Source organism: Virgibacillus proomii, from assembly GCF_900162615.1.
GTDB lineage: Bacteria > Bacillota > Bacilli > Bacillales > Amphibacillaceae > Virgibacillus > Virgibacillus proomii.
Genome location: NZ_FUFN01000007.1, coordinates 140,443 through 161,829, shown reverse-complemented (window position 1 = coordinate 161,829; position 21,387 = coordinate 140,443). Strand labels below are relative to the sequence as shown.

Genomic DNA, 21,387 nt, shown 5'->3' with positions numbered 1-21,387 from the left:
GGTTCAAGGGCCTTTAGGTCATACCCTTGTGGTACTAACATTCCGTGTAAAAAGCATTCCACGGAATGAAGTTTCACTTTATCCCGCATGTAAGGTGCCGTAAGACTCCCACTTCAAAATCTTGAGTTGATACAAAAGGATTTAAGTGGGAGAAAACGGCACCTAAATGCCCGATTCGTTTAACTAACATTTATTGGGAAAAGCATTCCAAGAAATGAAGTTTCACTTTATCGTATAAGAAAAACGATCATTTTCGCCATAAAGACTTGGCGACAAGCTAATGTAATAGCAAGATAAACGGATGTGTAAAATCTAGATAGGTTTTACGTCAAGAGGTTTGTCGCTAGTTTGCTAAAGAAAATAATTAGGGAGTGAGATGGTGATTACATTTGATCATGTAACAAAAATTTATGAAGGGATACAGCAGCAAGTAACAGCATTAGATGATGTAAACTTGCATATTGACAAAGGAGAGATCTATGGCGTTATCGGATTTAGTGGTGCGGGGAAAAGCTCACTGATTCGCTGTGTTAATTTACTAGAACGACCGACATCCGGAAAGGTGGTAGTGGACGGCAAGAACATATTACATCTTTCTTCTAAGAAATTAAGAGAGGCAAAACGAAAAATTGGTATGATTTTTCAGCATTTTAATTTATTGAACTCCAAAAATGTTTATACAAATGTGGCAATGCCTTTATTATTAGCCAATGTTCCCAAGGAGGAAGTAAAAAAACGGGTTACCGAGCTGTTAGCATTTGTTGGCTTAGCGGATAAGGCAAAAACTTACCCAAATCAGTTATCGGGTGGCCAAAAGCAGCGTGTAGGGATTGCACGAGCATTAGCAACCAAACCAAAAATACTTTTATGTGATGAAGCAACCTCTGCATTGGATCCAGAAACGACACAGTCCATTTTAAAATTATTAAAAAAAGTCAATGAAGAGTATCATGTCACTATTTTGATGATTACTCATGAGATGGGCGTTATTCGTGAAATATGTGATAAGGTAGCGGTCTTGGATAAGGGAAGAGTGATTGAAACAGGCAGTGTATTTGACGTTTTTTCACAGCCAAAAACAGCTATTACACGTAATTTTGTCCGTTCTGTCATGCATGACAATATACCGGAGTCGATCTTTCAATTAATTAGACAACAAGGTGATGGCAGTCAACTATACCGAATCAGTTTTGTCGGAAAATCAGCAGGTGAACCACTATTATCACAAATTGCTAAACAATATACCGTCGATGTCAATGTTCTATTTGGCAGTATTACAGAGCTTCAGGGGATTCCTTTTGGCAACTTGATTGTTCAGTTTTCGGGAGAGGAAAAAGAAATAAATCGTGCCATCATGCATATTCATCAGCAGAAAGTGACGATAAAGGAAGTGTTAGTAGATGTTAGTTGACGAGCAAGAAATTATCCAAGCATTATGGGAAACAATTGTCATGGTAGGTGTATCTTTAATCTTTTCTTTTATTATCGGTCTCGTTTTAGGAATTTTATTAGTTGTGACACGAAAAGGGCATTTATGGGAGAATAAATTTATTTTTACGGCTTTAAACACAGTCATAAATATTTTCCGTTCCATACCATTTATTATTCTAATGGTAGCAGTCATCCCTCTTACAAGATTAATTGTAGGAACATCGATTGGAACAGCAGCTGCTATTGTACCAATGGTTTTATTTGCTGGACCATATATAGCCCGTTTAATCGAGAATTCATTATTAGAGGTGGACCCTGGAGTGATGGAAGCAGCACAAGCAATGGGAGCAACGCCATGGCAAATTATGATGCGTTTTTTAATTCCGGAAGCACTTAGTTCATTACTATTAGGGATAACTATTGCAACAATTGGTTTAGTTGGCGCTTCGGCAATGGCGGGTGCTGTTGGCGGTGGCGGACTTGGCGATTTAGCAATTACTTATGGATATCAACGCTTTGATACGGTTGTTATGGTAATTACAGTTGGTATTCTGATCATTATGGTACAAAGTTTGCAATCAATTGGCAATTTCATTGCTAAAAAAGTTAGAAGAAGATAAAAAGAGGAGCGAAACAACATGAAAAAAATCGTATTCATCTTTTCATTATTATTAGCTGCAGTTTTGATTACTGCTTGTTCTAAAAGTGAAGCAACTTCTACAGTCAAGGTGGGAATCAGTGGCTCAGATACGACGATTTGGGATTATGTAGCAAAAAAAGCGAAAAAGGAAGGAATTAATGTAGAAATCGTTCGTTTTTCAGATTATGTACAGCCAAATTTAGCATTAGCTGAAGGTGAAATTGATGCCAATTCGTTTCAAACGATATCTTACTTTGAAAATTTCATTAAAGAACACGATTTAGACTTAGCGCCAATTGCAACAACAGTTATTGCACCAATGGGGTTATATTCCGAAAAGCATGACAGTCCTGAGGATATTCCTGACGGCGGAACAATCGCCTTAGCGAAGGAAACGACGAATATGGGAAGAGGATTGTTACTTCTTGAGGATGCTGGGCTGATTAAATTGGAAAAAGGTTTTGATGGTAACGGCTCATTAGACAAAATTGCAGAAAACCCAAAAAATCTTACGTTTGAATTATTGGTAGCGGGGCAAACACCAAGAGTTCTTCCAGATGTCGATGCATCGATTATTAATAATGGGATAGCTGTTGATGCTGGCTTAAGTCCTTTAGAAGATTCAATTTATCATGAAGATGAGACGGCAACACCTTATGTAAACATCATAGCCGTTCAAGCTAAAGATAAAGATGATAAGTTGTTAAATAAACTGGTAAAAATTTATCAATCAGAGGATGTAGCTAATTTCATTAAAAAAGAACGTAAAGGAAATACAATTCCAACGTTTTTACCGTTAAGTGAGATTGGATATAAATAAAAATTAAATGAGGTGAAGCAGATGACTGTAGTGGTAAAAAAGATAGAGAAACTAAAACAGCAAATAGCAGAAGATATAGATGCTAATCAAGACAGATATATAGAAATAAGCCATACAATCCATGAAAATCCAGAGATCGGTAATCAGGAGGTATATGCAGCTAAAACATTAACGGATCTTTTGGTAGAGAAAGGCTTCGAAATTGAATTGGATATCGCCGGACATCCAACGGCATTTATTGCCAAGCGGAAAGGAAAAAAGGACGGGTTAAAACTTGCTTTTTTAGCAGAATATGATGCTCTTCCAGAAATTGGGCATGCCTGTGGACATAATTTAATTGGAACAATAAGTATTGCAGCAGCAATTTCTTTAAGTAAGGTAATCGATGAAATCGGTGGAGAAGTAGTCGTATTCGGTACCCCAGCTGAAGAAGGCGGACCAAATGGAAGTGCAAAAGGAAGCTTTGTAAAGGCTGGATTAGTTGATCGTATTGATGCAGCTATCATGGTTCATCCCGGAGCAGATACAACATTGACTGGCCCTTCTTTAGCAGTAGATCCACTTGATTTTGAGTTTTTTGGTAAAGCAGCGCATGCATCAGCTCATCCAGAACAAGGAATTAATGCGCTGGATGGTGTAATCCAGCTTTTTAACGGAATCAACGCATTACGTCAACATGTTCCGAAAGATGTGCGGATTCATGGTATTATTACCGATGGTGGCGATGCACCGAATGTTGTACCAGATTATGCGAAAGCGAGATTTTTTATTCGTGCTGCCACAAGAAGTACATTAAATCAAATCACAGAACGAATCAAAGCGATTGCCCAAGGTGCTGCTTTAGCAACGGGAGCGGAAGTGAAAATTACTGCATTTCAAAATGAAGTCGATAATTTTATTGTGAATCAAAACTTTGATGATCTCTTTAAACAGGAAGTAGAAACTTTGGGAGAGAAAGTACTTTCAGTAGAAAAAACAGCAATCGGATCAACAGATGCGGGGAACATTAGCCAAGTTGTTCCGACTATTCACCCTCATATAAAAATTGGTCCAAGTGATTTAATAGGTCATACGGTCGCCTTTCGTGAAGCAGCTAAGTCAAAACAAGCTGATCAGGCTTTACTCATAGCAGCAAAGGCCGCTGCTTTTACTGCATTAAAACTTATTACGGATGAGGAAGCGTATAAACGTGTTCGACGTGAGTTTCAGGAAAGGACAATTGCAAATTAGCGTATGCTAATAACTTGATAACTTACTAGAAATGTCACAATGATATATAGCTTTCTTTGTTATCAGTAATTTCTTAGAAACTCAATTTCTTGCCCTTGTATAACCTCTCCATGATGTAGTGTGGAGAGGTTGGTTATTTTATCATCCGAACTGAATCGAAGTGGAAAACAATTGAAACCACTTCTTTTGCTAATCGTATATAATGATAAGTAACCATTAAAGGGGGAATATTCGTGAAGCCGATAACAAAAAAGCGTACGAAGGCGTTGCTGCTTGATCTAACAATATCAAGTTTTGTAACACTTGGAGTTGAGCATTTTTTACGGAAAAAAGTCAAAAATGAAGCAGTTCATGTTTTCCTAACCCCAACAGTAGTCATGTGGGCTCTGGAATTTGTGCAATTACGGAAAAATGGTCAAACGATAGGTTATAAAAAAATGGGGCTCGTGCTTGAAAATGAAACTGGTTCAGCATTAACACCAGTTCAAATTTTAAAACGTATCGGATATAGAGATACATGGAGTACGATTGATTACTTAAAAAATCGAAAAGCATTTGAAAGTGAAGATGGGGCAATCCTCCCGCATGATCGATTTGCGAAAACAGTAGTAAAAGAACAGTAAAGTGAATATAAGTACGTGTTCAACAAGGAGGATAAAAAGGACAAAGGTCGGATAATTTCAAAACATCCTTGTTGAACGTCAACACTAGCATGTCCTAGCTAGTCGAAGTTGAGGACGACGTAGTTTCGGATAGCTTACTTGTACAGGAAGTGCTTACTTCTACGTTACCCACAGGACGTGGGCACTTTTAGTAGAGGAACTTTGATTAGATACATGAACGCGAGCATTGCTCCTTTGAGAATCATCTCTACTCACTTTTCCAATAGTACAGAAACAAGACAATAAAGAAAACGTGGCTAGTGGCAAGCAGAGTGTAGAGGATGGCCAAGTTGCACTTATACATAGTACTTTAAAATTTTTAACTATGTTGAATGAATTTTCGTTATAATTTTATATGTTCTAAAGTACAAAAGAATTCGAAGTGTCCTTATTGCTGGACTTTAATAAACAATCTTATAAGTTTTAAGTTTAGGCAATTTTATTGCATGTTATAGTTAGACAAGGAATATAATATAACCTGAGGACATAACATAATGAAATAAGTTTTCTCTCTTGCAACTGAATGGGGATATTTCAGTAAGAGAGAGCGAATATTTCAGCGATAATATGGTATTGTAAATAGTGGCGATTAGAAGGAAAAATAAAACTTTTTCTAAAAAATATTTACAATTGACAAGCATATTGAAACCATGGTATATTATATCTTGTCGTCACGGAGGTATACCCAAGTCTGGCTGAAGGGATCGGTCTTGAAAACCGACAGGGGTGTAACAGCCCGCGGGGGTTCGAATCCCTCTACCTCCTCCATTTTATATTAGCGCATAAAATTTTGGAGATGAAAAAATCGTTACATCGTAGCGATTTTTTTTACTCGTTAAGGGCTTAAAAATGCTGTTTTATGGATGGCAATATGTTGTTTATTGGGACAAAGATCATAGTCACTTGACATTTTAGCGATTTGCGCATATAGTACATAATTAATAAAAATATTAAAAGCAATGACTAGGCTAGTAATACCATGTACGAACGAAAGAGAGTGGGATTCATCGGCTGAAAGGTCCCAACCGTAACCGGCAGGTATGAACCTACCTATGAGCTGTTAGTAAAAACTGGCCGCAGGTAATTCTGTGTTATCAATAAAAGCTGGGTATAGTATAACTATGCCAATATAGGTGGTACCGCGGAAAACTCTTTTCGTCCTTATATTTAGGGATAGAAAGGGTTTTTTTATTTGTGGCAACTTATATATGCTTCTACATGGCGAGGGATATCCTTTTAGCTTTGGTCTAGCCTAACTTAAGCGATCAAGCTATCCGTCTAAATTGGGTTATGCCGTCCGCCGGATTTATCTCATATCAAAAATCAAAAGCAAATTTTTGATATAGGAAAAACGTCCTTAAAATCCCCAAATTCGTTTGGGTGACAGGACAGAGTATGCTTCGATAGCAATACACCGCGGTTTTTCAAGGACAAGAAAGTCTACGACAGCGATGCATCGCGATTTTTCAAGGAGAAAAGCACTTCTTGAATGAAGCTTCACTTTATCCTGTATGTAAGGTGCTGTAAGACTATCCTTTAAGATTATAGAGGAATACAGAGAAGTCTGAATTGGATAACGGCATCTAAATGCCCGATTGGTTCAAGGGCCTTTAGGTCATACCTTTAAGGTACTAACATTCCGTGTAAAAAGCGTTCCACGGAATGAAGTTTCTCTTTATCTTGTTAGAAGCTCGCCAGTTTGTCGTTGCTAACCAGCGTTTACGCTTTGTTCGTCTTATGAAGAAGTGTTGAAGGAGGAGTAAAATATGAATAAATATATTGCATTTATTGGTGCTGGATCGATTGCTGAGGCAATTATTGCCGGTTTAGTTCGATCCGGAATTATCGATAAAAGCCAACTAACGGTAACAAATCGCAATAATTATGAGAGACTCCAACAATTGAAGGAACGTTATCAGATAAACATTATATATGATAAGGAAGAATTAATTAAACATTCCGATATTATTTTTTTAGCTGTTAAACCGAATGATATGGAACAGGCAATCCAGCCTATCAAAAAATACTTGAGGAGCGAGCAATTAATTATTTCTGTGACAGCAGGTGTGTCAACGACTGCGATTCAAGAATTTGCCGGTTTAACTATCCCTATTATTCGAGCAATGCCAAACACGTCAGCTTCCATCGGCTATTCTGCAACAGCTTTATGCACAGGTACTTATGCAAAAGAAGAACATCTAAAAGTAGGTGAACAATTATTTAACACGATCGGGACGACGGTAGTAGTTGATGAAGCCGAAATGCATTTGGTTACGGGGCTTTCTGGCAGTGGTCCAGCATATATTTATTATGTAGTGGAAGCAATGGAAAAAGCTGCTGTAGAGGCTGGAATGGATGAAAAGACAGCGAAGCAATTAATTAACCAAACAGTACTCGGAGCTGGAGAGATGCTGAATCAATCGGAAGAAACAGCTGCGGAATTACGCAAAAAGATTACGAGCCCAGCCGGAACCACAGAGGCAGGAGTTCATATTTTAGAGCAAAATAATTTTCAAAACATGGTAGTAGATTGTATATATGCAGCTAGAGACCGATCCATAGAATTGGGAAAGTGATTTTTACCGCATAAGAAGTAATAAACAGCTGTGGTAAGGAAAAATGGCGGTTCCATAGAGATTTTTATCCTCCATCTAAGGTGCCTAGGGCTTCTACTTCAAGAATGCAAAGAGGTCTAAGTGTAGGTAACGGCACCTAAATGCCCGATTGGTTCGGGGTGATAGGATAAGAGAGACTGCTTAAGTAGGCATCGCACCTTGAAAAAGCATTCTTCTTTTTCAAGGACTAAAGAAAACTTCGAAGCTATACATGGAGGTTTTTCAGGGCACGTGTGTTTTAGCCTTTTTAATTAGTGAAAAATGAAAGAAAAGCTCTACTGCATGAAGATTCATTTTATAAGTATTTTGAAAGAATTCATATAGTTTTCTATAAGTTTTTAGAATGACAAAGAAGCTCCTTAAAAAATGGCGACGTTATTATCCGTTGCCGTTTTTTAAGGAGCAAATTTTATAACTGAGCAGGAACTAGTGTTATACAAGCGATTATGAAGCTGCTCTAGAATCCTACTAGATCATCAGTTGGAAACTGGGTAATTGTTTCGTTTTCTTTAAATAATCATATAGATATTTCCACTGTCCCTACCTCCATTATCGGATGTTGCGATAATGATTTGATTGAATCATAATTATACCCGTTCTTGCGCTTTCCATTTTCGTGACTGTTCGATAAAATGTCCAATTCGCTCGAGAATCGGCTCAATCGATTTTTCCTGATTTATAACATCATAGTCAGAAATATTTATTCTAAGGATGGGGCAAGCATTAAAGTTATTGATCCATTCTTCATAACGGTTATACAATTCTTTCCAATAAGAAATGGGTGTATTTTTCTCCATTTCACGACCGCGTTTATGAATACGTTCAATGATCTCATCAAATGAACCTTCTAAATATATAAGTAAATCCGGATGAGGGAAATATGGCGTCATAACCATAGCTTCAAATAGGTTTGTATATGTTTCATAATCTGTTTTGGACATCGTTCCATTATCATAATGCATTTTTGCAAAAATGCCTGTATCCTCGTATATGGAGCGGTCTTGAATAAACCCGCCACCGTATTCAAAAATTTTCTTTTGTTCTTTAAACCGTTCTGCTAAAAAATAAATTTGCAGATGAAAGCTCCAACGTTCAAAATCCGCATAAAACTTCTCCAAATAAGGATTTGTATCTACTTTTTCGAACGACGTTTTAAATTTAAGGGCATTTGCTAATGCATGTGTCATTGTCGATTTACCAACACCGACGGTACCAGCAATTGTAATAATGCTGTCATGTGGGATATTGTATTTTTCTCTTGCCTTCATCATGATGTCTTTCCCTCTCTTAACTATTTTCTTATGTTTGTTGAAATTTATAAGGCAGCTGTTTCGAAATTTGCTCTATGATCTGATCCAAATGTTCCTGATAATAAACAAAGTCAACCTTATCACCATCAATTCGGATCACTGGAATCGAAGGATATTCCTTCTCAAAATGATCCATAAACATTTCATAGTCCTGTATAAGCTGTGCTAAATAGGAAGCTTGAATGTTTTGTTCCAATTTCCTTCCGCGAAGCTCTATCCGTTTTAAAATAGTTTCCAGGCTCGCATGCAAATAAACGATTATATTTGGTGTAGGCATGTCCTTCGTTAAAATATTAAATATTTGTTCATATTTAAGAAATTTATCTTTAGGCAACGTCCGCTTTGCAAAAATCATATTTTTGAATATATGATAATCTGCAACGACTGGCTTGTATTTGCTTAAATAATCTCTTTCGATGTCTTCTAACTGCTTATAGCGATTGCATAAGAAAAACATCTCTGTTTGAAAGCTCCACTCCTCGATATTTTCATAAAACTTTCCTAAAAAAGGATTTTCCTCTACAATTTCCTTTAATAGATGAAACTGAAAATGTGCAGCTAATTTTTCAGCAAGGGAGGTTTTACCAATACCGATAGGCCCTTCAACTGCAATAAAAGGAATTTGTGACATTGCTTATTCCTCCAATCCATAACGAAACAGATGTATAATATTTTATCATACAAGCAAAGCGGAAACCATGTTAAATTTATCTAGTACTTTTCAAGTATGGCGGAATTTTGTATAATAGATAATGCTTGATAAATAGCTGAAATAGTTTTAAGGAAAAGATGAGAATTCCTATAACTAATCCTGATTAAATGCCCCCGTAGCTCAGGGGATAGAGCATCGGTTTCCTAAACCGTGTGTCGCAGGTTCGAATCCTGCCGGGGGCGTATTTTGGTTGTTTTAGGTTGTTGGCAAAGATTCGTGAAGAACTTAAAAACGTTGATATATCAAGGTTTATGAGGTTTTTGGAGACTAAGGTGTTTATCGCTAGAAAACGTCATTTTTTATTTTATTTTACACATTTTTTACACATACATTCTTTTGAAAGTTTCGGCGCTCATATTTTCATCTCGTTCTTCCATTTCTTTTATTACATGAGAATATGTGTTTAATGTTGTTTCTATATCTTTATGACCTAACCGTTTGGATACATAATAAAAAGATACTCCTTGGTAAAGTAAAACAGATGCATGGGTGTGTCTCATGCTGTGTATAGTAACTTGTTTTATTTTTAATTTGCCTAACATTTCTTTTAACTGTTTATTAACAGCACTATTACTAATAACATGATACTTGGATGACGGACTATAAAATACTAATTTCTTTATGTTTTCTGGTCTTTTTTCAAAAAGGTCTTTGAATAACTCCATTGTTTGTTTATCCATTTTTATAACACGCTGTTCTCCTGTTTTCGTTTCTCCCCATCCTTTATGCATTTTATTTGTATATCCCCAAGTTTTATTTATATTGATAGTGTTATTGGTAAAATCAAAGTCTTTTCGAGTTAAACCGACCATTTCTCCAAATCTCATGCCCGATGTAAGAGCTAGTATTATTAAGTAATCCGTTAAAGCTTTCTTTTTCTTTTCCGAAATAGCATTTAAAAGCTTCTGGCTCTCGTCATAATTTAAATACTTTTCATCATTGCTTTTACCCTGCTTTCCAGTAACTACTGCACCTCTTGTAAAATTAACATGTATAATACCCTCGTCAATCGCATTTAAAACGCAAGATCGTATATGTGTGTTTAGTTTTCTTGTGGTTTCTTTTGCGTGATTTTTTGCGTACTCGTTTAAAAAAGATTGGTAAGATTGCTTTGTTATATCCTGTATAGCGGTATCGTTAAAGTATTCGTTAATAGTGTGTAATGAGTTGTTATAACGCGCCAATGTGTTTTCTTTAATGTCTGTTTTATATGTTTTTATCCATGCTTCGAAGTATTCATTAAAAGGAACTTTCTGCGTTATTGGACTAAAACCCTTATTCATTTTCGACTCGATATCGGCGGCTGCCGCCTGCGCTTCTCTTTTAGTTTTAAAACCTCCTTTTCTTATCGGTTTAGACTTTCCGTTGACCATACGACTAATAGTGTACTGCCATGTCTTACCCCTTTTTGTAAAGCTAGCCATGTTATTATCACTCCTTATAAAAATAGGGCAGTAGCTAACTGCCCAATAATTAATTTCTTAGCGCTAAAAAATTAATCTAAATTAACTATATACAAAACCACCTTTCCGTGTATTTTTATATTGTGGTAACTGTCAAAAGGTACGTTGTTATCACTATAGCTAACATCGGTTGAATGTGGCTTGAATACCAGTCGGTCATCAAATTTATAAAATCGCTTTACGGAGTATTCATAGTGATTACTGTAAACAACTATGTCACCATTTTGTAAGTTGCTTATATCTATTTTTTTAACTGCTATTAACGAGTGGTTAGGTATTATCTTATTCATGCTTTCGCCGTTGACTCTCATTATATATATGTCATCACTACCTGCCCATTTACCCATTATTGCGTCTGGGATAGATATTGTTTCTATATTATCTTCAGTCACAGGATCGACCACCTCGGGAAGGCCTGCCGCAACACTTACTGGGAGGAAAGGGTATTTAGTTGTTGTGAATACAGGATTTTTCCCCTTTTCTTCTATTAAATCAGATTTTTTAACACCAAAATAATCAGCTATTTTTTGTATGTTTCCTATTCTAGGATATTTATATCCTTTCACCCAATTAGAAACAGATGTTTCGCTAGTGTTTAGGTAGTTAGCTAAGTCCTTCTGATCAACTTTTCTAGCCTCTAACAATTGTTGTAAATTTTTAGCAAATATCTCCTTTTGGCTACTCATGTTTTCACCCCCCTATGTTAAATGAATACACATTAAGTGTAAACTATTAGTTTATTTTTGTCTACACTTTTTAATAAAAAAATAAACTTTTAGTGTTGACAATCAACTTTAAGTTTAGTATATTATAGACAAGCCCACAGGGAAGGAGGTGGAAGCATGCAACTTTCTTTGAAAGCGTTAAGAGTAAATGCGGGCTTAACGCAACAAGATGTAGCAGACCGTTTGGGTGTTAGGCGTGAAACTATAATTAATTGGGAAAACGAAAAAACTAAACCTAAAGAATTAGTAATTTACGCTCTAGCTTATTTGTACGAAACTGATATTGATTATATCAAGATTCCGTCTTAATTTTTAACTTTTAATCAACTTTAAGTTTATTTTAGGGGTGTAATTATGCAACAACTTAATGTCTCTCTTAATATTCCGATACCGGCCGATAAAATTCTAATTGACAAGGTGGAGCTAGAACGATTGCAAGACGAATCATTAGAGGGTGTTTATTGGACTATGAAAGACCTAGAAAAGCGAATCAACCGAAAGCAACTGTGGATTAAGGATAATATTTTATATCCACCTAAATTCAAAAAACAACTAGAAGAATTTGTTTACTATCCAGAATCTCAAGGTCAAACGTGGTTGTTTCATGCTAGGAAGATGGCGAAATTCTTAGATCGTAACTTTAGCGAAATTGTGAAGGAGGAAGCGAATTGAATCTATCACTAGCAGTAAAAGAAATGTTTGAAGGAAATGAAGTTGAAGTGTACTGGAATGAAAACAACGAACCCATTATGACAATTGATGGTTTATCAAAAGCATTGGATTACTCCGACAGAAGTGGAATTCAAAAGATCGTAAATAGAAATCCTTACTTGAAAGATATTGAGTTTTCAACTGAGGACAAAATGTCCCTAGTTGAAGGTGGAAGAAAAGTAACAAGGGAGGTTCGTATTTTCAACGAAGATGGCATTTACGAAGTAACTCTATTATCCAAGAAACCTAAAGCAAGAAAATTTCGTGCATTTGTCCGTGAGTTGTTGAAGTCTCTACGTAAAGGAGAACTCCAACTAGCTAAGCCACAAACCGAACAGGACAAACTGCAAATACAGAAACAACGTGCAGAAGCAATGTTACTGAACGCAAAAACTCGTCAAGCAAAATTAATCCTAGAAATGCAAAAGGATAAAGTATTATCTCCAATCGCTGTTGAGTTACTCGGTATTAATGCTATAGAGCATATCACAGGAAAAGAAGCTAAGACAAAGCCGCAAATAGAAAAGACGTACACAGCTACTGAAATTGCAAAACAGTTAGGCATAACAGCTAATAAGGTTGGTAGGATTGCAAAAGCAAACGGGCTAAAGAGAGATGAATATGGTATTTGGGCATTGGATAAAGCAAAGCACAGTGATAAGCAAGTTCCATCATTCCGTTATTACGAAAATGCGATTCATAAAATTAAGGAGTTGTTGTAAATGGCAGTATTACAAAGTGCAGAAGCATTTAAAAAGAGTTATGCAAAGATGAGGGAAATAGTTCGGGAGACAGTGGGAGTTAGGTTTAACATCGAATATTATCATTTTGATGACGATTCAGAGCCTGTAATAAGTATTGATGCAGAAGCTGAAAGATTGGTATTGGATTACGTACCGGAACACGGTTTAGTGATATCGATTCTAACAAAAGAATCCATTATTAGTTTTTCGGAAAAGAACTATATCACTAACTTAAGTTCTGATAACAGCGTTGTATTTGCTTCGAAGCATAATGATGAAACGCATTGTATTATTCAATTTATCTAGTCTATTAATCTATTACTTACTAAGGAGGAAATAATGATGAAAAAAACTATAGAAATGCAAACTCCCCTACAAGTAGAAACAATACCAGTAATTTATGTTCTATCTCGTAGAGGAGACGGTACCAACGACAATCCCGTTAGACATGTACATCAATATTGGTCTGAAGAAGGTAATCTGTTAGCTGAAAAAGATGAAATAGAAAGATTTAAGTTAAACACAAATGTCAAGTGAGTAATTCGTTAGTTTCTTCGGCAACGTGTTCAGCAACAATAAGATGACATAAAGAGACAATAAATTTCTTAATATCTGAAACGTCATAATCAGGATGTTTTTTAGTAAAGTGTGTTTCATCGTTACCTAACCACGATGTGGCTTTAGCTAAGTTTTGAATCATTGGGTATTCAATTCTTTTAATAGATTTCCCTAGAAGTTCTTCTCTTATATTATCCTCTTCTTCAGGATAACGGTCTATTAAATATTGTTTGACAAGAAATTCTAGCGATTTCCTATAGGACATGCCTGTAATGTGGTTCAGATTATGAGACTCAGCTTCTAAAGCTTGTATGTAAATCTCATAAAAATCAGGATAAATATCCTTTATGTCTGCTGGTAAATTATTCGACGCTGCTTTATGAGGAAAAACTTCTATAATTTCAGTCTTTAAAGGTTTCCCGAAATGATCAAATTTTTGCCTATCAGTAACTATATTATATTTGGCAAAGAATGTTTCTTTACAAACCACACATTCTAAAATAATTGAAACCAATCGGTCATCGGAGTTAGAACTTGCTGCAACCAAGGAATGAGAACCTGATTGTTCGCAGTATGGGCATACATTAGGTGTATCTATTTCAAAAGAAGAATTAACATTATCTGATCTTCTGACAATAAATTCAGTTTTTTTCACAATAACACCTCCCTTCACAACCATTCTATCAGATGGGAGAAATAAAAGGAGGTTGAAAAATGTATGAAATCTTAATAGCTCTACTACTAGCTAACTTTATTTTATTGGTATATAGGACATTTATTAATAGGAGGGATTACTAAATGGACAACCAATCAAACCATAAAGCTCATGTCTTACAAAGCTTAACAGGCTCACTAGTAATTACATTAGTTATAGCATTAATTATTTATTTATAGGAGGTGAACAATTTGCTTAATAAAGGACTATTTTCAAGTGATACCGATTCATGGGAAACTCCTCTATGCTTTTATGAGCAATTAAATAAAGAGTTTAATTTTGAATTAGACGTTTGCGCCACAAAAGATAATACCAAGTGTGATAAATATTTTACACCGGAAATAGATGGACTTAAACAACAATGGCGTGGGGTGTGTTGGATGAACCCTCCATATGGCAGGCAGATAAACAAGTGGGTTAAGAAAGCTTACGAGTCTTCATTAAATGGAGCCACAGTTGTTTGTTTATTACCAGCTAGAACTGATACAAGGTGGTGGCATGATTACTGTATGAAAGGTGAGATAAGGCTTGTTAAAGGACGTTTAAAGTTTGGTGATTCTAAAAATTCCGCGCCTTTTCCTAGTGCTGTGGTTATATTCGGAGAAGGAGTAGAAAAGAACAAGGTAATTGCTATTTAAAAAATAGGAGGGGTAAGGATGGATTTCGAAAAGTATTTTCTTGCGGAAGATATTGCTGACGCAAAACAAGAATATGTAGCTCTAACCGAGATGCTCCATAGAGTTGATAACGGATTGTGGAGGGGTGATTTAAAATGGATGGAAGAAAATTTATGTGGCGCTTTAAAACGAGTCCGAAACATGATTGATCTAAGTAAAGAAAAACAAGGCAAAGAGCAGTTAATCAGATTAGCAGATGAGCTGTCAGAACTAGGTATAGATCCACTTAAAGTATTAGGTGATAAAAATGCAAATAGACAAAACTGATCTATTTTACCAGATATGTTTTATAGCAACTCTAGTATTTTTGCATATTGCATTAAGGATTAGTAGTTAGGAGGTTAGACCATGATCGAACACCCAGATATAACGCATATAAGGCGCACAGGCTACCCTAAATATAATGAGCGTACTGGATTATATGGCGTGGATACTCTAGGGAACGAAGTCTATACAGGTGACGAAATACTCGTATTAGACGATACTTATTTTCTCACTGATGAATTAGTGCCGCAAACAGAAGAAGTATTAAAGCTATTTGGTGCTACTTACCATATAGCAGAATAGGGAGGAATCAGAATGAATAGACAAGAGCAAGTTAATAAACTAGTAGATTATTTGGAAAATGTAAGAACCGTCCTTAATAGCTTTGAAAAATATAGCATTTTGTCAATCAGCGTAGATGAAGAAGAAGCGAAAGTTCACATTAGTTCAATGTCATTCTTTAGTTTTTGGAACGGGGAAGAATTAACTATTAGTGATATTAATTCGCAAAGTTCTGTTGATGATGACCCAATAACAAAAAACATTTCTTTTTATCGAGGTGAGGTTAAGTTTTCCGCCTTATTCTCAAAGTTCGAATTTCAAAAATGGCAAGAAAAAATGAACTCACCGCAATGAGTTCAAACAAATAAATAACCATAAAACGTGCTCTTATTATAGCTTAATTAGCTTATAAGAGCAAGGGGAGGATTAAAAATGGATGTACGTAGCTTGATTGAAGCACTGCTTCAATATGATTTAGATGACGATGTAGACGTGAGGATAAAAACTGATAACGGTTCAGATATGGCTTTTATTGAAGATGTAGGATATGTAGGATGCAAAGGCGGAACTGTGTATATAGAGATAGATTTGAAAGGATATGATTTGTGATGGCACTTAAACCATTTAATGAGTTATTTAATTTGGATTTATCACATGAGGTAACCAAACGCCCGGTAAAAAAAGGCTCTAACTTAATGTTGGATTATCTCGAATGGGCTAATTGTATTAAATTACTCTATGAAAATGGCGCTGAATCAGTGCGCTATGGAATGAAAAAGAATGAAAATAACTATCCATGCTTTTACAACCATAATGGCGAATCTCCTTTTGTGAGTGTATGGGTGGAAATAGATGGAGAAAAATACGAGGAAGATTATCCAGTAATAAACGGTATTTATGTAGTCCAAAACCCTAATCAATTAGATATTAATAAAGCAAAACAACGTGGGTTTGTTAAAGCAGTTGCAATTAATACGGGATTAGGATTAAGTCTTTGGATTAAAGAAGAAGAAGTTATCAATAACAATAAGGAAATCCAAAAAGAAATGCAAAAATCCGAAACAACATCGCTTAATGATCAGATAACCAAAAAGTTTGCTCTGGCTCTGCAAAAAGTTGGTGATAAAGACACTCTATACACCATTTTGCAGAGTAGCAGAGAAGAAATGCGCAAACTGTATAAATCAAACGATCACGCCAATAAAAAGATCATGATTGGTCAACTGGATGTGATTTTAAATGATAACAACAACCAATGACCGCAACCGATATATAGGCGGTTCAGAAGCTAATATGATCTATATGAATTATCAATCCGAATCATTTATAAAGTGGTGGTCTGAAAAGCTTACAGAACTGCCAAGCAAGTCTTTCACCAATAAGAGCATGGAAGTTGGTACGATCTTAGAGCATGATGTTGTCGATTTATACGAGCGTATACACAACGTTAAAGGTGAGAGAGATAAACAAAAGGTTAAGGGTATCGCTAGAGCGAATACGGATTACATTTTAGAGGATAAGGTATCAGACGTAAAAGTCACAAAGAAGGCATTTGAATGGTTTTTAACGGAAAAGGTACCAATACATTACAAAAGGCAATTAATCCATTACATGTACGTGTTTGGGCTGAATAGAGCGTCAATAATTGCCTATCAAACTGACGATAATCTACTAAATAATCCTTTTATTAAATTAGATAGATATAAGCTTTATGAAATACCAGTAAAGATTACTAAAAAAGAAATAGAGTTGCACAAGAAAAAAATTGAATACTTGGAATTTTGCAAAGAAATGAATGTGTTTCCCGAGGTGACGAACAATGGCTAACCCAGCACCTAAACCTAACCATAAACGTAGAGTACCAAAGCAAAAAAACCGCACTAGGATAACAAATAAGGTACGTAGAGAGGTTTTAAGGCGGTCTGAAGGTAAATGTGAACGCTGTGGTAGAACAAGCGCCTACGCCTTTGAAATGGCTCATTTACAACAGGCTAGCAAGGGTGGACTCGGAAACGACCCAGCTAATATAGTCCTTTTATGCGGTCCATCTGTAAACACCGGTACATGCCATAACTTTGCCGATTACACGGCAGAGGGAAGGGCATGGAGAATGAAGAAACGAGAAGAGTTGGAACGATATTATGGCAAATGAAGGTAGAAAAAATAGATTAAAACAAATATATGACGAAATAGACAAGCTCAATCCTGAGCATTTAGCCGACTTAAATAAAATGATACGCCTATACTCTCAAGCTCAAATGATTATCGGTTATTTAGATGCTGATGCTTTATACAAATACGGTGCTGTCTATGCCGAGCGAAAGAGATTGCAAGGCGAAATAAAGCAAGGCTATAAAGGCACTGGTGTTGAAAAAGAAGCACAGGCAGACATAGATACCTATGACCTGCGCATGAAAGAAGCACAGGCAAAGGCTGAATCACGTAAATGGCAGAATCTGTTTAAGTCTACAGATAACTTAATCATTGCTTTACGGCGTGATGAACGGACTGCCATTGAAGAATATAAAAAGGTCAATGACCTATACGAAAGGTGATTATAAATGGAAAAAGTTGATATAGAAAACGCCAGTATAAATGTATTAATAACATCGAATGACAAAGTACATCTAGCTGCTATAGATAAACAAGCATTTGAAACTATAGATTTTTTGATTAAACGGTCACTAGTCTACATTATTCCGACAGGTAAAACACAGGCGGAATTACTGGAGTTTGTGAACTACAAACATGTATAACACATCAAGAGTAATACTACCTAAATGGCTTTGGGATAACGCAAAAGATAATAATGAGTTTAAAGCCAATCTAGCATATTATATGCAGCGTTATCCCGGCTATAGGGTGGTTAAGGTAGGTAAGTATTATGCAAGATGTGAGATTAATAGATAAGAGGGTGACGGCTAATGGAAGGAATAAAAAGAAGTTATTACGCTATCATTCCCGCAACGATTAGATATGACAAAAATATAACTGCTAATGCTAAGTTGCTTTATGGAGAAATAACAGCACTGTGCAATGAAAAAGGCTTTTGCTGGGCTAGGGATTCATACTTTACTGAATTATATGGGGTTAGTAGAAGCACTATCCAAAGATGGTTCAATCAATTGGAAAAAAACGGTTATATAAGACGTGAAGTTAAATACCATGAGGGTACACGCAATATTGAGCATAGGTATACCTATTTATGCGACAACCCTATACCCAAAAATGAGACAACCCCTATACCCAAAAATGAGACAGATAATAATACAGTTAATAATAATACAGTTAATAATACAAAAGAATATATACGTGATCTATTCGATCACTATTTATCTAAAAATATTATTCAACATCAAAAAATAACTAGCTCAATGAGATCAGCAATAAATGCTCGATTAAAAGATTACACGTACGAACAACTGATTCAAGTCATAGACAACTATGCGGTAGTTTATTCAAGCGATAAATACTGGTTCACACAAAAGTACTCGTTAGCCGACCTTATGAGAGATAAAGACGTGAGGAAATTTATCGATGATGCAGAGCCATTAAAGAATTTTGCAAAAAGGGGTGTAAATAATGACGGCGGGTTTTACCAACATAGGGCAAGCAATACAAGAGGTAATGGCAAGAGCACAAGCTATGAGCAAGCAAAACAAGAACTTGCAGCAGCAGAACAAGCCTTTAGGGGTGGAATGTAAAGATTGTAATGATACAGGAATGCTTATTGAAAAAGTGGAGGAAGAAATAAAAGTCAAAGGTCAAGAACCAATTAAAGTGTTAAAGGATGTAGGCCGCCCTTGTCATTGCTTAAAACAAAAGAGCTTAAAGAATCGCTTTAAAAATGCATTGATACCGGAAGAATTTAAAAATGCTCGTTTTGATAATTACAAAACGGAAAATGAAACGCAACGCACTTTATTTAACGCCACTAAAGATTATTTAAAAGATTTTCCTAACATCATGGAGAATAAACCGAAACAAAATAGTTTAGGGTTTATAGCCACTTTTGGCGAAACCCGTATCAGGAATTTAAGTGGCGAAGAACGGTACAAAGTAAAGGCGGAACACAATAGCTTTGGTTTAGGAAAGACACACCTGCAAATGGCTGCTGCTAAATGGATATTAAACAATATACGCATTCATGATGAAATAGCTCCAGGACAGAAATCAAGGTTTGACAGAGGATGCAGAGTATTATGTGTTTCTGACATTAGATTTATGGGTGAGTTAATTAACGCCAAAATGAATAGTGATGGCGGGCAAACCTTAAATAAATTGCTAGAAAGCGCAATACAGGCTGATGTTCTTGTATGGGATGACATCGGAAAAGTGAAATATTCAGAAACGAAAGAAGGGCTTTACTATGAAATTATCAACGAAAGATACCGTCAACAAAAACCAATTATTTTTAGCTCCAATGAAGATATTGGCACGTTATCAGAAAAGATAGGTTATGCAGCATCTAGCAGGTTGGAAGAAATGTGTGGAGATAGATTATATCGAGTTGAAGGAAAAGATTACAGGTTAAGGAGAGAAGCCCAATGACTGAATACAAAGAATGCAAAACATGCGGCAGACAATTAAAAGATATCCGCAGTATTAAACGAGGATATGGTCCCGTCTGTTATGAAAAGCATTTAAAGGCTTTAGCTGATGAAGAATTTAGAAAGAATCAAATAAATATTTACGATGTCATGGAGGGTGAGCGATGAGCGATATTAAAATTAGATACATTATGAAACACAAACCTTCCGGGAATGTCCACGTTGTATATTATTCCCTTAGCCAAATAGAGCAAAGACCACTAAAAGATTTATCAATCGTCTTTTCGGACGAACATGAAATGTTATCTAGAGATATATACACAGGCTTAAAAGATAAAAACGGTAAGGAGATATATGAGGGGGATAAATACCATATGGGTGACCCTAACATCACTTATACGGTTGTGTGGCATGATGCGGGTTTCGTAGGCAAACAAAATGGCGCCAGTAGCTATGCAGGACTGACGCATTGGCAAGAACGAATAGAAGTAGTAGGAAACATTTATGAAGGTGATAACTAATGTGTAAAACATGTAAAGGTACTGGCGGGATAGTAATAGATCATGGTTATTACGTAGAGTATAGACCTTGTCGAGATATTCATTGCGATTTTAAACGTGATGACAGTGATTTAGAGAGGTTACGGGCATGGTTGGATAGCTTGGAGGGTAAAGCATCATGAAAACAATAAATAAGTCGCACGTGCCTTTAATCGAACCTACAGGCGACTATGTATTTATATTTGAAGATTTGGAATTGGCATTTAAAAAAGAACAATTAAAGCAAATAACATACCACTGGAACAACGGCAGAGAAGTTGAGGAAATAGCAAGACTAACGCAAAAGCATCCGCAGGAAGTTCTTCTAGCTTTAATAGATTTAGCAAGGAAACGACGGATTAAACGCCCATTTGCATTTAGGAGGTTGAAACATGGAAAAGCATGAGATACTGCAACGGCTAAACGAAATACAGGAGCAATATGAATCAGCAAATCAAAGAGACCGACATGAACTGGATAGAGAACGTAGAAAATTAGGAAAGAAATTATACGGAAATTCAGAAAGAAAAGCCGAACAAGAGGTTAAAAGAATGCTCAGTAAGAAAATGGATATGACATATTCGGATGTGGAGAGATTACAGCAGTTAGGTGTACCTAAAACCCATATAACGAGAGCGCTAAATATAAATACTCACGTAATGAGATTAGTTGATTTATCCAGCGCAGAAAGGTTTTATAAAACGCAATTTGAAGCTAGGTATTTGAAAAAGGGGTAAGTC

At 36.0% G+C, this 21,387-nt stretch carries 33 protein-coding genes and 2 tRNA genes; 30 read left to right on the top strand and 5 right to left on the bottom strand.

Going from position 1 to position 21,387, the window contains the following annotated elements:
• Positions 1-379 precede the first annotated feature (379 nt).
• The 7 genes from BN1066_RS00980 to proC all read left to right on the top strand — a co-directional run bounded on the left by BN1066_RS00980 (position 380) and on the right by proC (position 7,359).
• A complete protein-coding gene (locus tag BN1066_RS00980) occupies positions 380-1,411 on the top strand; it encodes a methionine ABC transporter ATP-binding protein (RefSeq protein WP_077317635.1) in 1,032 nt (343 codons plus the stop codon).
• The gene (locus BN1066_RS00975; protein WP_077317634.1) at positions 1,401-2,051 is read left to right on the top strand and encodes a methionine ABC transporter permease; all 651 of its coding nucleotides are present in this window, start codon (positions 1,401-1,403) and stop codon (positions 2,049-2,051) included. The genes BN1066_RS00980 and BN1066_RS00975 overlap by 11 nt, the downstream gene beginning before the upstream one ends.
• A gap of 18 nt (positions 2,052-2,069) precedes the next feature.
• Positions 2,070-2,891, top strand: a complete 822-nt coding sequence (locus tag BN1066_RS00970) for a MetQ/NlpA family ABC transporter substrate-binding protein (RefSeq protein ID WP_077317633.1) — start codon at positions 2,070-2,072, stop codon at positions 2,889-2,891.
• 21 nt (positions 2,892-2,912) lie between these two features.
• Positions 2,913-4,121, top strand: a complete 1,209-nt coding sequence (locus BN1066_RS00965) for a M20 family metallopeptidase (RefSeq protein WP_077317631.1) — start codon at positions 2,913-2,915, stop codon at positions 4,119-4,121.
• Positions 4,122-4,354: 233 nt separating this feature from the next.
• Entirely contained in the window at positions 4,355-4,744 is a 390-nt protein-coding gene (locus BN1066_RS00960) for an RDD family protein (RefSeq protein WP_077317629.1), read from the top strand.
• A 714-nt stretch (positions 4,745-5,458) separates the two neighbouring features.
• Positions 5,459-5,551 (top strand) — tRNA-Ser (locus BN1066_RS00955).
• Between the two features lie 998 nt (positions 5,552-6,549).
• On the top strand, positions 6,550-7,359 hold the full coding sequence (proC, locus tag BN1066_RS00950; protein WP_077317627.1) for a pyrroline-5-carboxylate reductase: 810 nt from the start codon (positions 6,550-6,552) through the stop codon (positions 7,357-7,359).
• A gap of 626 nt (positions 7,360-7,985) precedes the next feature.
• Here proC and BN1066_RS00945 read toward each other — a convergent pair.
• Together BN1066_RS00945 and BN1066_RS00940 are read right to left on the bottom strand one after the other, a co-directional pair.
• Positions 7,986-8,666, bottom strand: coding sequence for a deoxynucleoside kinase (locus BN1066_RS00945; RefSeq protein WP_077317650.1), 681 nt, complete (start codon positions 8,664-8,666; stop codon positions 7,986-7,988).
• 31 nt (positions 8,667-8,697) lie between these two features.
• On the bottom strand, positions 8,698-9,339 hold the full coding sequence (locus tag BN1066_RS00940; RefSeq protein ID WP_077317625.1) for a deoxynucleoside kinase: 642 nt from the start codon (positions 9,337-9,339) through the stop codon (positions 8,698-8,700).
• Between the two features lie 190 nt (positions 9,340-9,529).
• Here BN1066_RS00940 and BN1066_RS00935 point away from each other — a divergent pair.
• Positions 9,530-9,602 (top strand) — tRNA-Arg (locus BN1066_RS00935).
• Between the two features lie 138 nt (positions 9,603-9,740).
• Here the strand turns inward: BN1066_RS00935 and BN1066_RS00930 are convergent.
• Together BN1066_RS00930 and BN1066_RS00925 are read right to left on the bottom strand one after the other, a co-directional pair.
• Positions 9,741-10,844, bottom strand: coding sequence for a site-specific integrase (locus BN1066_RS00930; RefSeq protein ID WP_077317624.1), 1,104 nt, complete (start codon positions 10,842-10,844; stop codon positions 9,741-9,743).
• 71 nt (positions 10,845-10,915) lie between these two features.
• Positions 10,916-11,569 carry a LexA family protein gene (locus tag BN1066_RS00925; protein ID WP_077317622.1) on the bottom strand — a complete coding sequence of 218 codons (654 nt, stop codon included), beginning with the start codon at positions 11,567-11,569 and terminating at the stop codon, positions 10,916-10,918.
• Positions 11,570-11,725: 156 nt separating this feature from the next.
• Here BN1066_RS00925 and BN1066_RS00920 point away from each other — a divergent pair, with 156 nt between their 5' ends.
• The 5 genes from BN1066_RS00920 to BN1066_RS00900 are packed head-to-tail and all read left to right on the top strand — an operon-like array spanning position 11,726 to position 13,599.
• A complete protein-coding gene (locus tag BN1066_RS00920) occupies positions 11,726-11,917 on the top strand; it encodes a helix-turn-helix transcriptional regulator (protein ID WP_077317620.1) in 192 nt (63 codons plus the stop codon).
• 45 nt (positions 11,918-11,962) lie between these two features.
• Positions 11,963-12,280 carry a DUF771 domain-containing protein gene (locus BN1066_RS00915; RefSeq protein WP_077317619.1) on the top strand — a complete coding sequence of 106 codons (318 nt, stop codon included), beginning with the start codon at positions 11,963-11,965 and terminating at the stop codon, positions 12,278-12,280.
• Positions 12,277-13,041: a BRO-N domain-containing protein gene (locus BN1066_RS00910; RefSeq protein WP_077317618.1), complete on the top strand. Its 765-nt coding sequence runs from the start codon at positions 12,277-12,279 to the stop codon at positions 13,039-13,041. The genes BN1066_RS00915 and BN1066_RS00910 overlap by 4 nt, the downstream gene beginning before the upstream one ends.
• Positions 13,042-13,368, top strand: coding sequence for a hypothetical protein (locus BN1066_RS00905; protein ID WP_077317617.1), 327 nt, complete (start codon positions 13,042-13,044; stop codon positions 13,366-13,368).
• A gap of 36 nt (positions 13,369-13,404) precedes the next feature.
• Positions 13,405-13,599, top strand: coding sequence for a hypothetical protein (locus BN1066_RS00900; protein WP_050349924.1), 195 nt, complete (start codon positions 13,405-13,407; stop codon positions 13,597-13,599).
• Here BN1066_RS00900 and BN1066_RS00895 read toward each other — a convergent pair.
• Positions 13,592-14,275 (bottom strand): hypothetical protein, encoded by a 684-nt coding sequence (locus tag BN1066_RS00895; protein ID WP_077317616.1) that lies wholly within the window; start codon positions 14,273-14,275, stop codon positions 13,592-13,594. The genes BN1066_RS00900 and BN1066_RS00895 overlap by 8 nt on opposite strands.
• Before the next feature lie 242 nt (positions 14,276-14,517).
• Between BN1066_RS00895 and BN1066_RS00890 the strand changes: the two genes are divergently transcribed.
• The 17 genes from BN1066_RS00890 to BN1066_RS00825 all read left to right on the top strand — a co-directional run bounded on the left by BN1066_RS00890 (position 14,518) and on the right by BN1066_RS00825 (position 21,384).
• Positions 14,518-14,973, top strand: a complete 456-nt coding sequence (locus tag BN1066_RS00890) for a DNA N-6-adenine-methyltransferase (protein WP_050351576.1) — start codon at positions 14,518-14,520, stop codon at positions 14,971-14,973.
• Between the two features lie 18 nt (positions 14,974-14,991).
• Positions 14,992-15,279: a hypothetical protein gene (locus BN1066_RS00885; protein WP_050351575.1), complete on the top strand. Its 288-nt coding sequence runs from the start codon at positions 14,992-14,994 to the stop codon at positions 15,277-15,279.
• Positions 15,280-15,360: 81 nt separating this feature from the next.
• Positions 15,361-15,579 carry a hypothetical protein gene (locus BN1066_RS00880; protein WP_077317613.1) on the top strand — a complete coding sequence of 73 codons (219 nt, stop codon included), beginning with the start codon at positions 15,361-15,363 and terminating at the stop codon, positions 15,577-15,579.
• 12 nt (positions 15,580-15,591) lie between these two features.
• On the top strand, positions 15,592-15,912 hold the full coding sequence (locus BN1066_RS00875) for a hypothetical protein (protein ID WP_077317612.1): 321 nt from the start codon (positions 15,592-15,594) through the stop codon (positions 15,910-15,912).
• Between the two features lie 78 nt (positions 15,913-15,990).
• A complete protein-coding gene (locus BN1066_RS20060) occupies positions 15,991-16,167 on the top strand; it encodes a hypothetical protein (RefSeq protein ID WP_179104256.1) in 177 nt (58 codons plus the stop codon).
• Positions 16,167-16,817 carry a Sak single strand annealing protein gene (locus tag BN1066_RS00870; RefSeq protein WP_077317610.1) on the top strand — a complete coding sequence of 217 codons (651 nt, stop codon included), beginning with the start codon at positions 16,167-16,169 and terminating at the stop codon, positions 16,815-16,817. The genes BN1066_RS20060 and BN1066_RS00870 overlap by 1 nt, the downstream gene beginning before the upstream one ends.
• Positions 16,798-17,385 carry a YqaJ viral recombinase family protein gene (locus tag BN1066_RS00865; protein ID WP_077317608.1) on the top strand — a complete coding sequence of 196 codons (588 nt, stop codon included), beginning with the start codon at positions 16,798-16,800 and terminating at the stop codon, positions 17,383-17,385. The genes BN1066_RS00870 and BN1066_RS00865 overlap by 20 nt, the downstream gene beginning before the upstream one ends.
• The gene (locus tag BN1066_RS00860) at positions 17,378-17,710 is read left to right on the top strand and encodes an HNH endonuclease (protein WP_077317607.1); all 333 of its coding nucleotides are present in this window, start codon (positions 17,378-17,380) and stop codon (positions 17,708-17,710) included. The genes BN1066_RS00865 and BN1066_RS00860 overlap by 8 nt, the downstream gene beginning before the upstream one ends.
• Entirely contained in the window at positions 17,700-18,113 is a 414-nt protein-coding gene (locus BN1066_RS00855; protein WP_077317606.1) for a hypothetical protein, read from the top strand. The genes BN1066_RS00860 and BN1066_RS00855 overlap by 11 nt, the downstream gene beginning before the upstream one ends.
• Positions 18,114-18,119: 6 nt before the next feature.
• On the top strand, positions 18,120-18,314 hold the full coding sequence (locus tag BN1066_RS00850) for a hypothetical protein (protein ID WP_077317605.1): 195 nt from the start codon (positions 18,120-18,122) through the stop codon (positions 18,312-18,314).
• A gap of 168 nt (positions 18,315-18,482) precedes the next feature.
• Positions 18,483-19,262 carry a helix-turn-helix domain-containing protein gene (locus tag BN1066_RS00845; protein WP_077317604.1) on the top strand — a complete coding sequence of 260 codons (780 nt, stop codon included), beginning with the start codon at positions 18,483-18,485 and terminating at the stop codon, positions 19,260-19,262.
• A 19-nt stretch (positions 19,263-19,281) separates the two neighbouring features.
• The gene (locus BN1066_RS00840; RefSeq protein ID WP_245799660.1) at positions 19,282-20,109 is read left to right on the top strand and encodes a DnaA ATPase domain-containing protein; all 828 of its coding nucleotides are present in this window, start codon (positions 19,282-19,284) and stop codon (positions 20,107-20,109) included.
• Entirely contained in the window at positions 20,106-20,276 is a 171-nt protein-coding gene (locus BN1066_RS20055) for a DUF6011 domain-containing protein (RefSeq protein ID WP_179104255.1), read from the top strand. The genes BN1066_RS00840 and BN1066_RS20055 overlap by 4 nt, the downstream gene beginning before the upstream one ends.
• Positions 20,273-20,629, top strand: coding sequence for a YopX family protein (locus BN1066_RS00835; protein ID WP_077317602.1), 357 nt, complete (start codon positions 20,273-20,275; stop codon positions 20,627-20,629). Before BN1066_RS20055 ends, BN1066_RS00835 begins: the two co-directional genes overlap by 4 nt.
• Entirely contained in the window at positions 20,629-20,790 is a 162-nt protein-coding gene (locus tag BN1066_RS20050; RefSeq protein ID WP_179104254.1) for a hypothetical protein, read from the top strand. The genes BN1066_RS00835 and BN1066_RS20050 overlap by 1 nt, the downstream gene beginning before the upstream one ends.
• Positions 20,787-21,053 carry a hypothetical protein gene (locus BN1066_RS00830; protein ID WP_077317601.1) on the top strand — a complete coding sequence of 89 codons (267 nt, stop codon included), beginning with the start codon at positions 20,787-20,789 and terminating at the stop codon, positions 21,051-21,053. The genes BN1066_RS20050 and BN1066_RS00830 overlap by 4 nt, the downstream gene beginning before the upstream one ends.
• A complete protein-coding gene (locus BN1066_RS00825) occupies positions 21,040-21,384 on the top strand; it encodes a hypothetical protein (RefSeq protein ID WP_077317600.1) in 345 nt (114 codons plus the stop codon). The genes BN1066_RS00830 and BN1066_RS00825 overlap by 14 nt, the downstream gene beginning before the upstream one ends.
• The last annotated feature ends 3 nt before the right edge of the window (positions 21,385-21,387 follow it).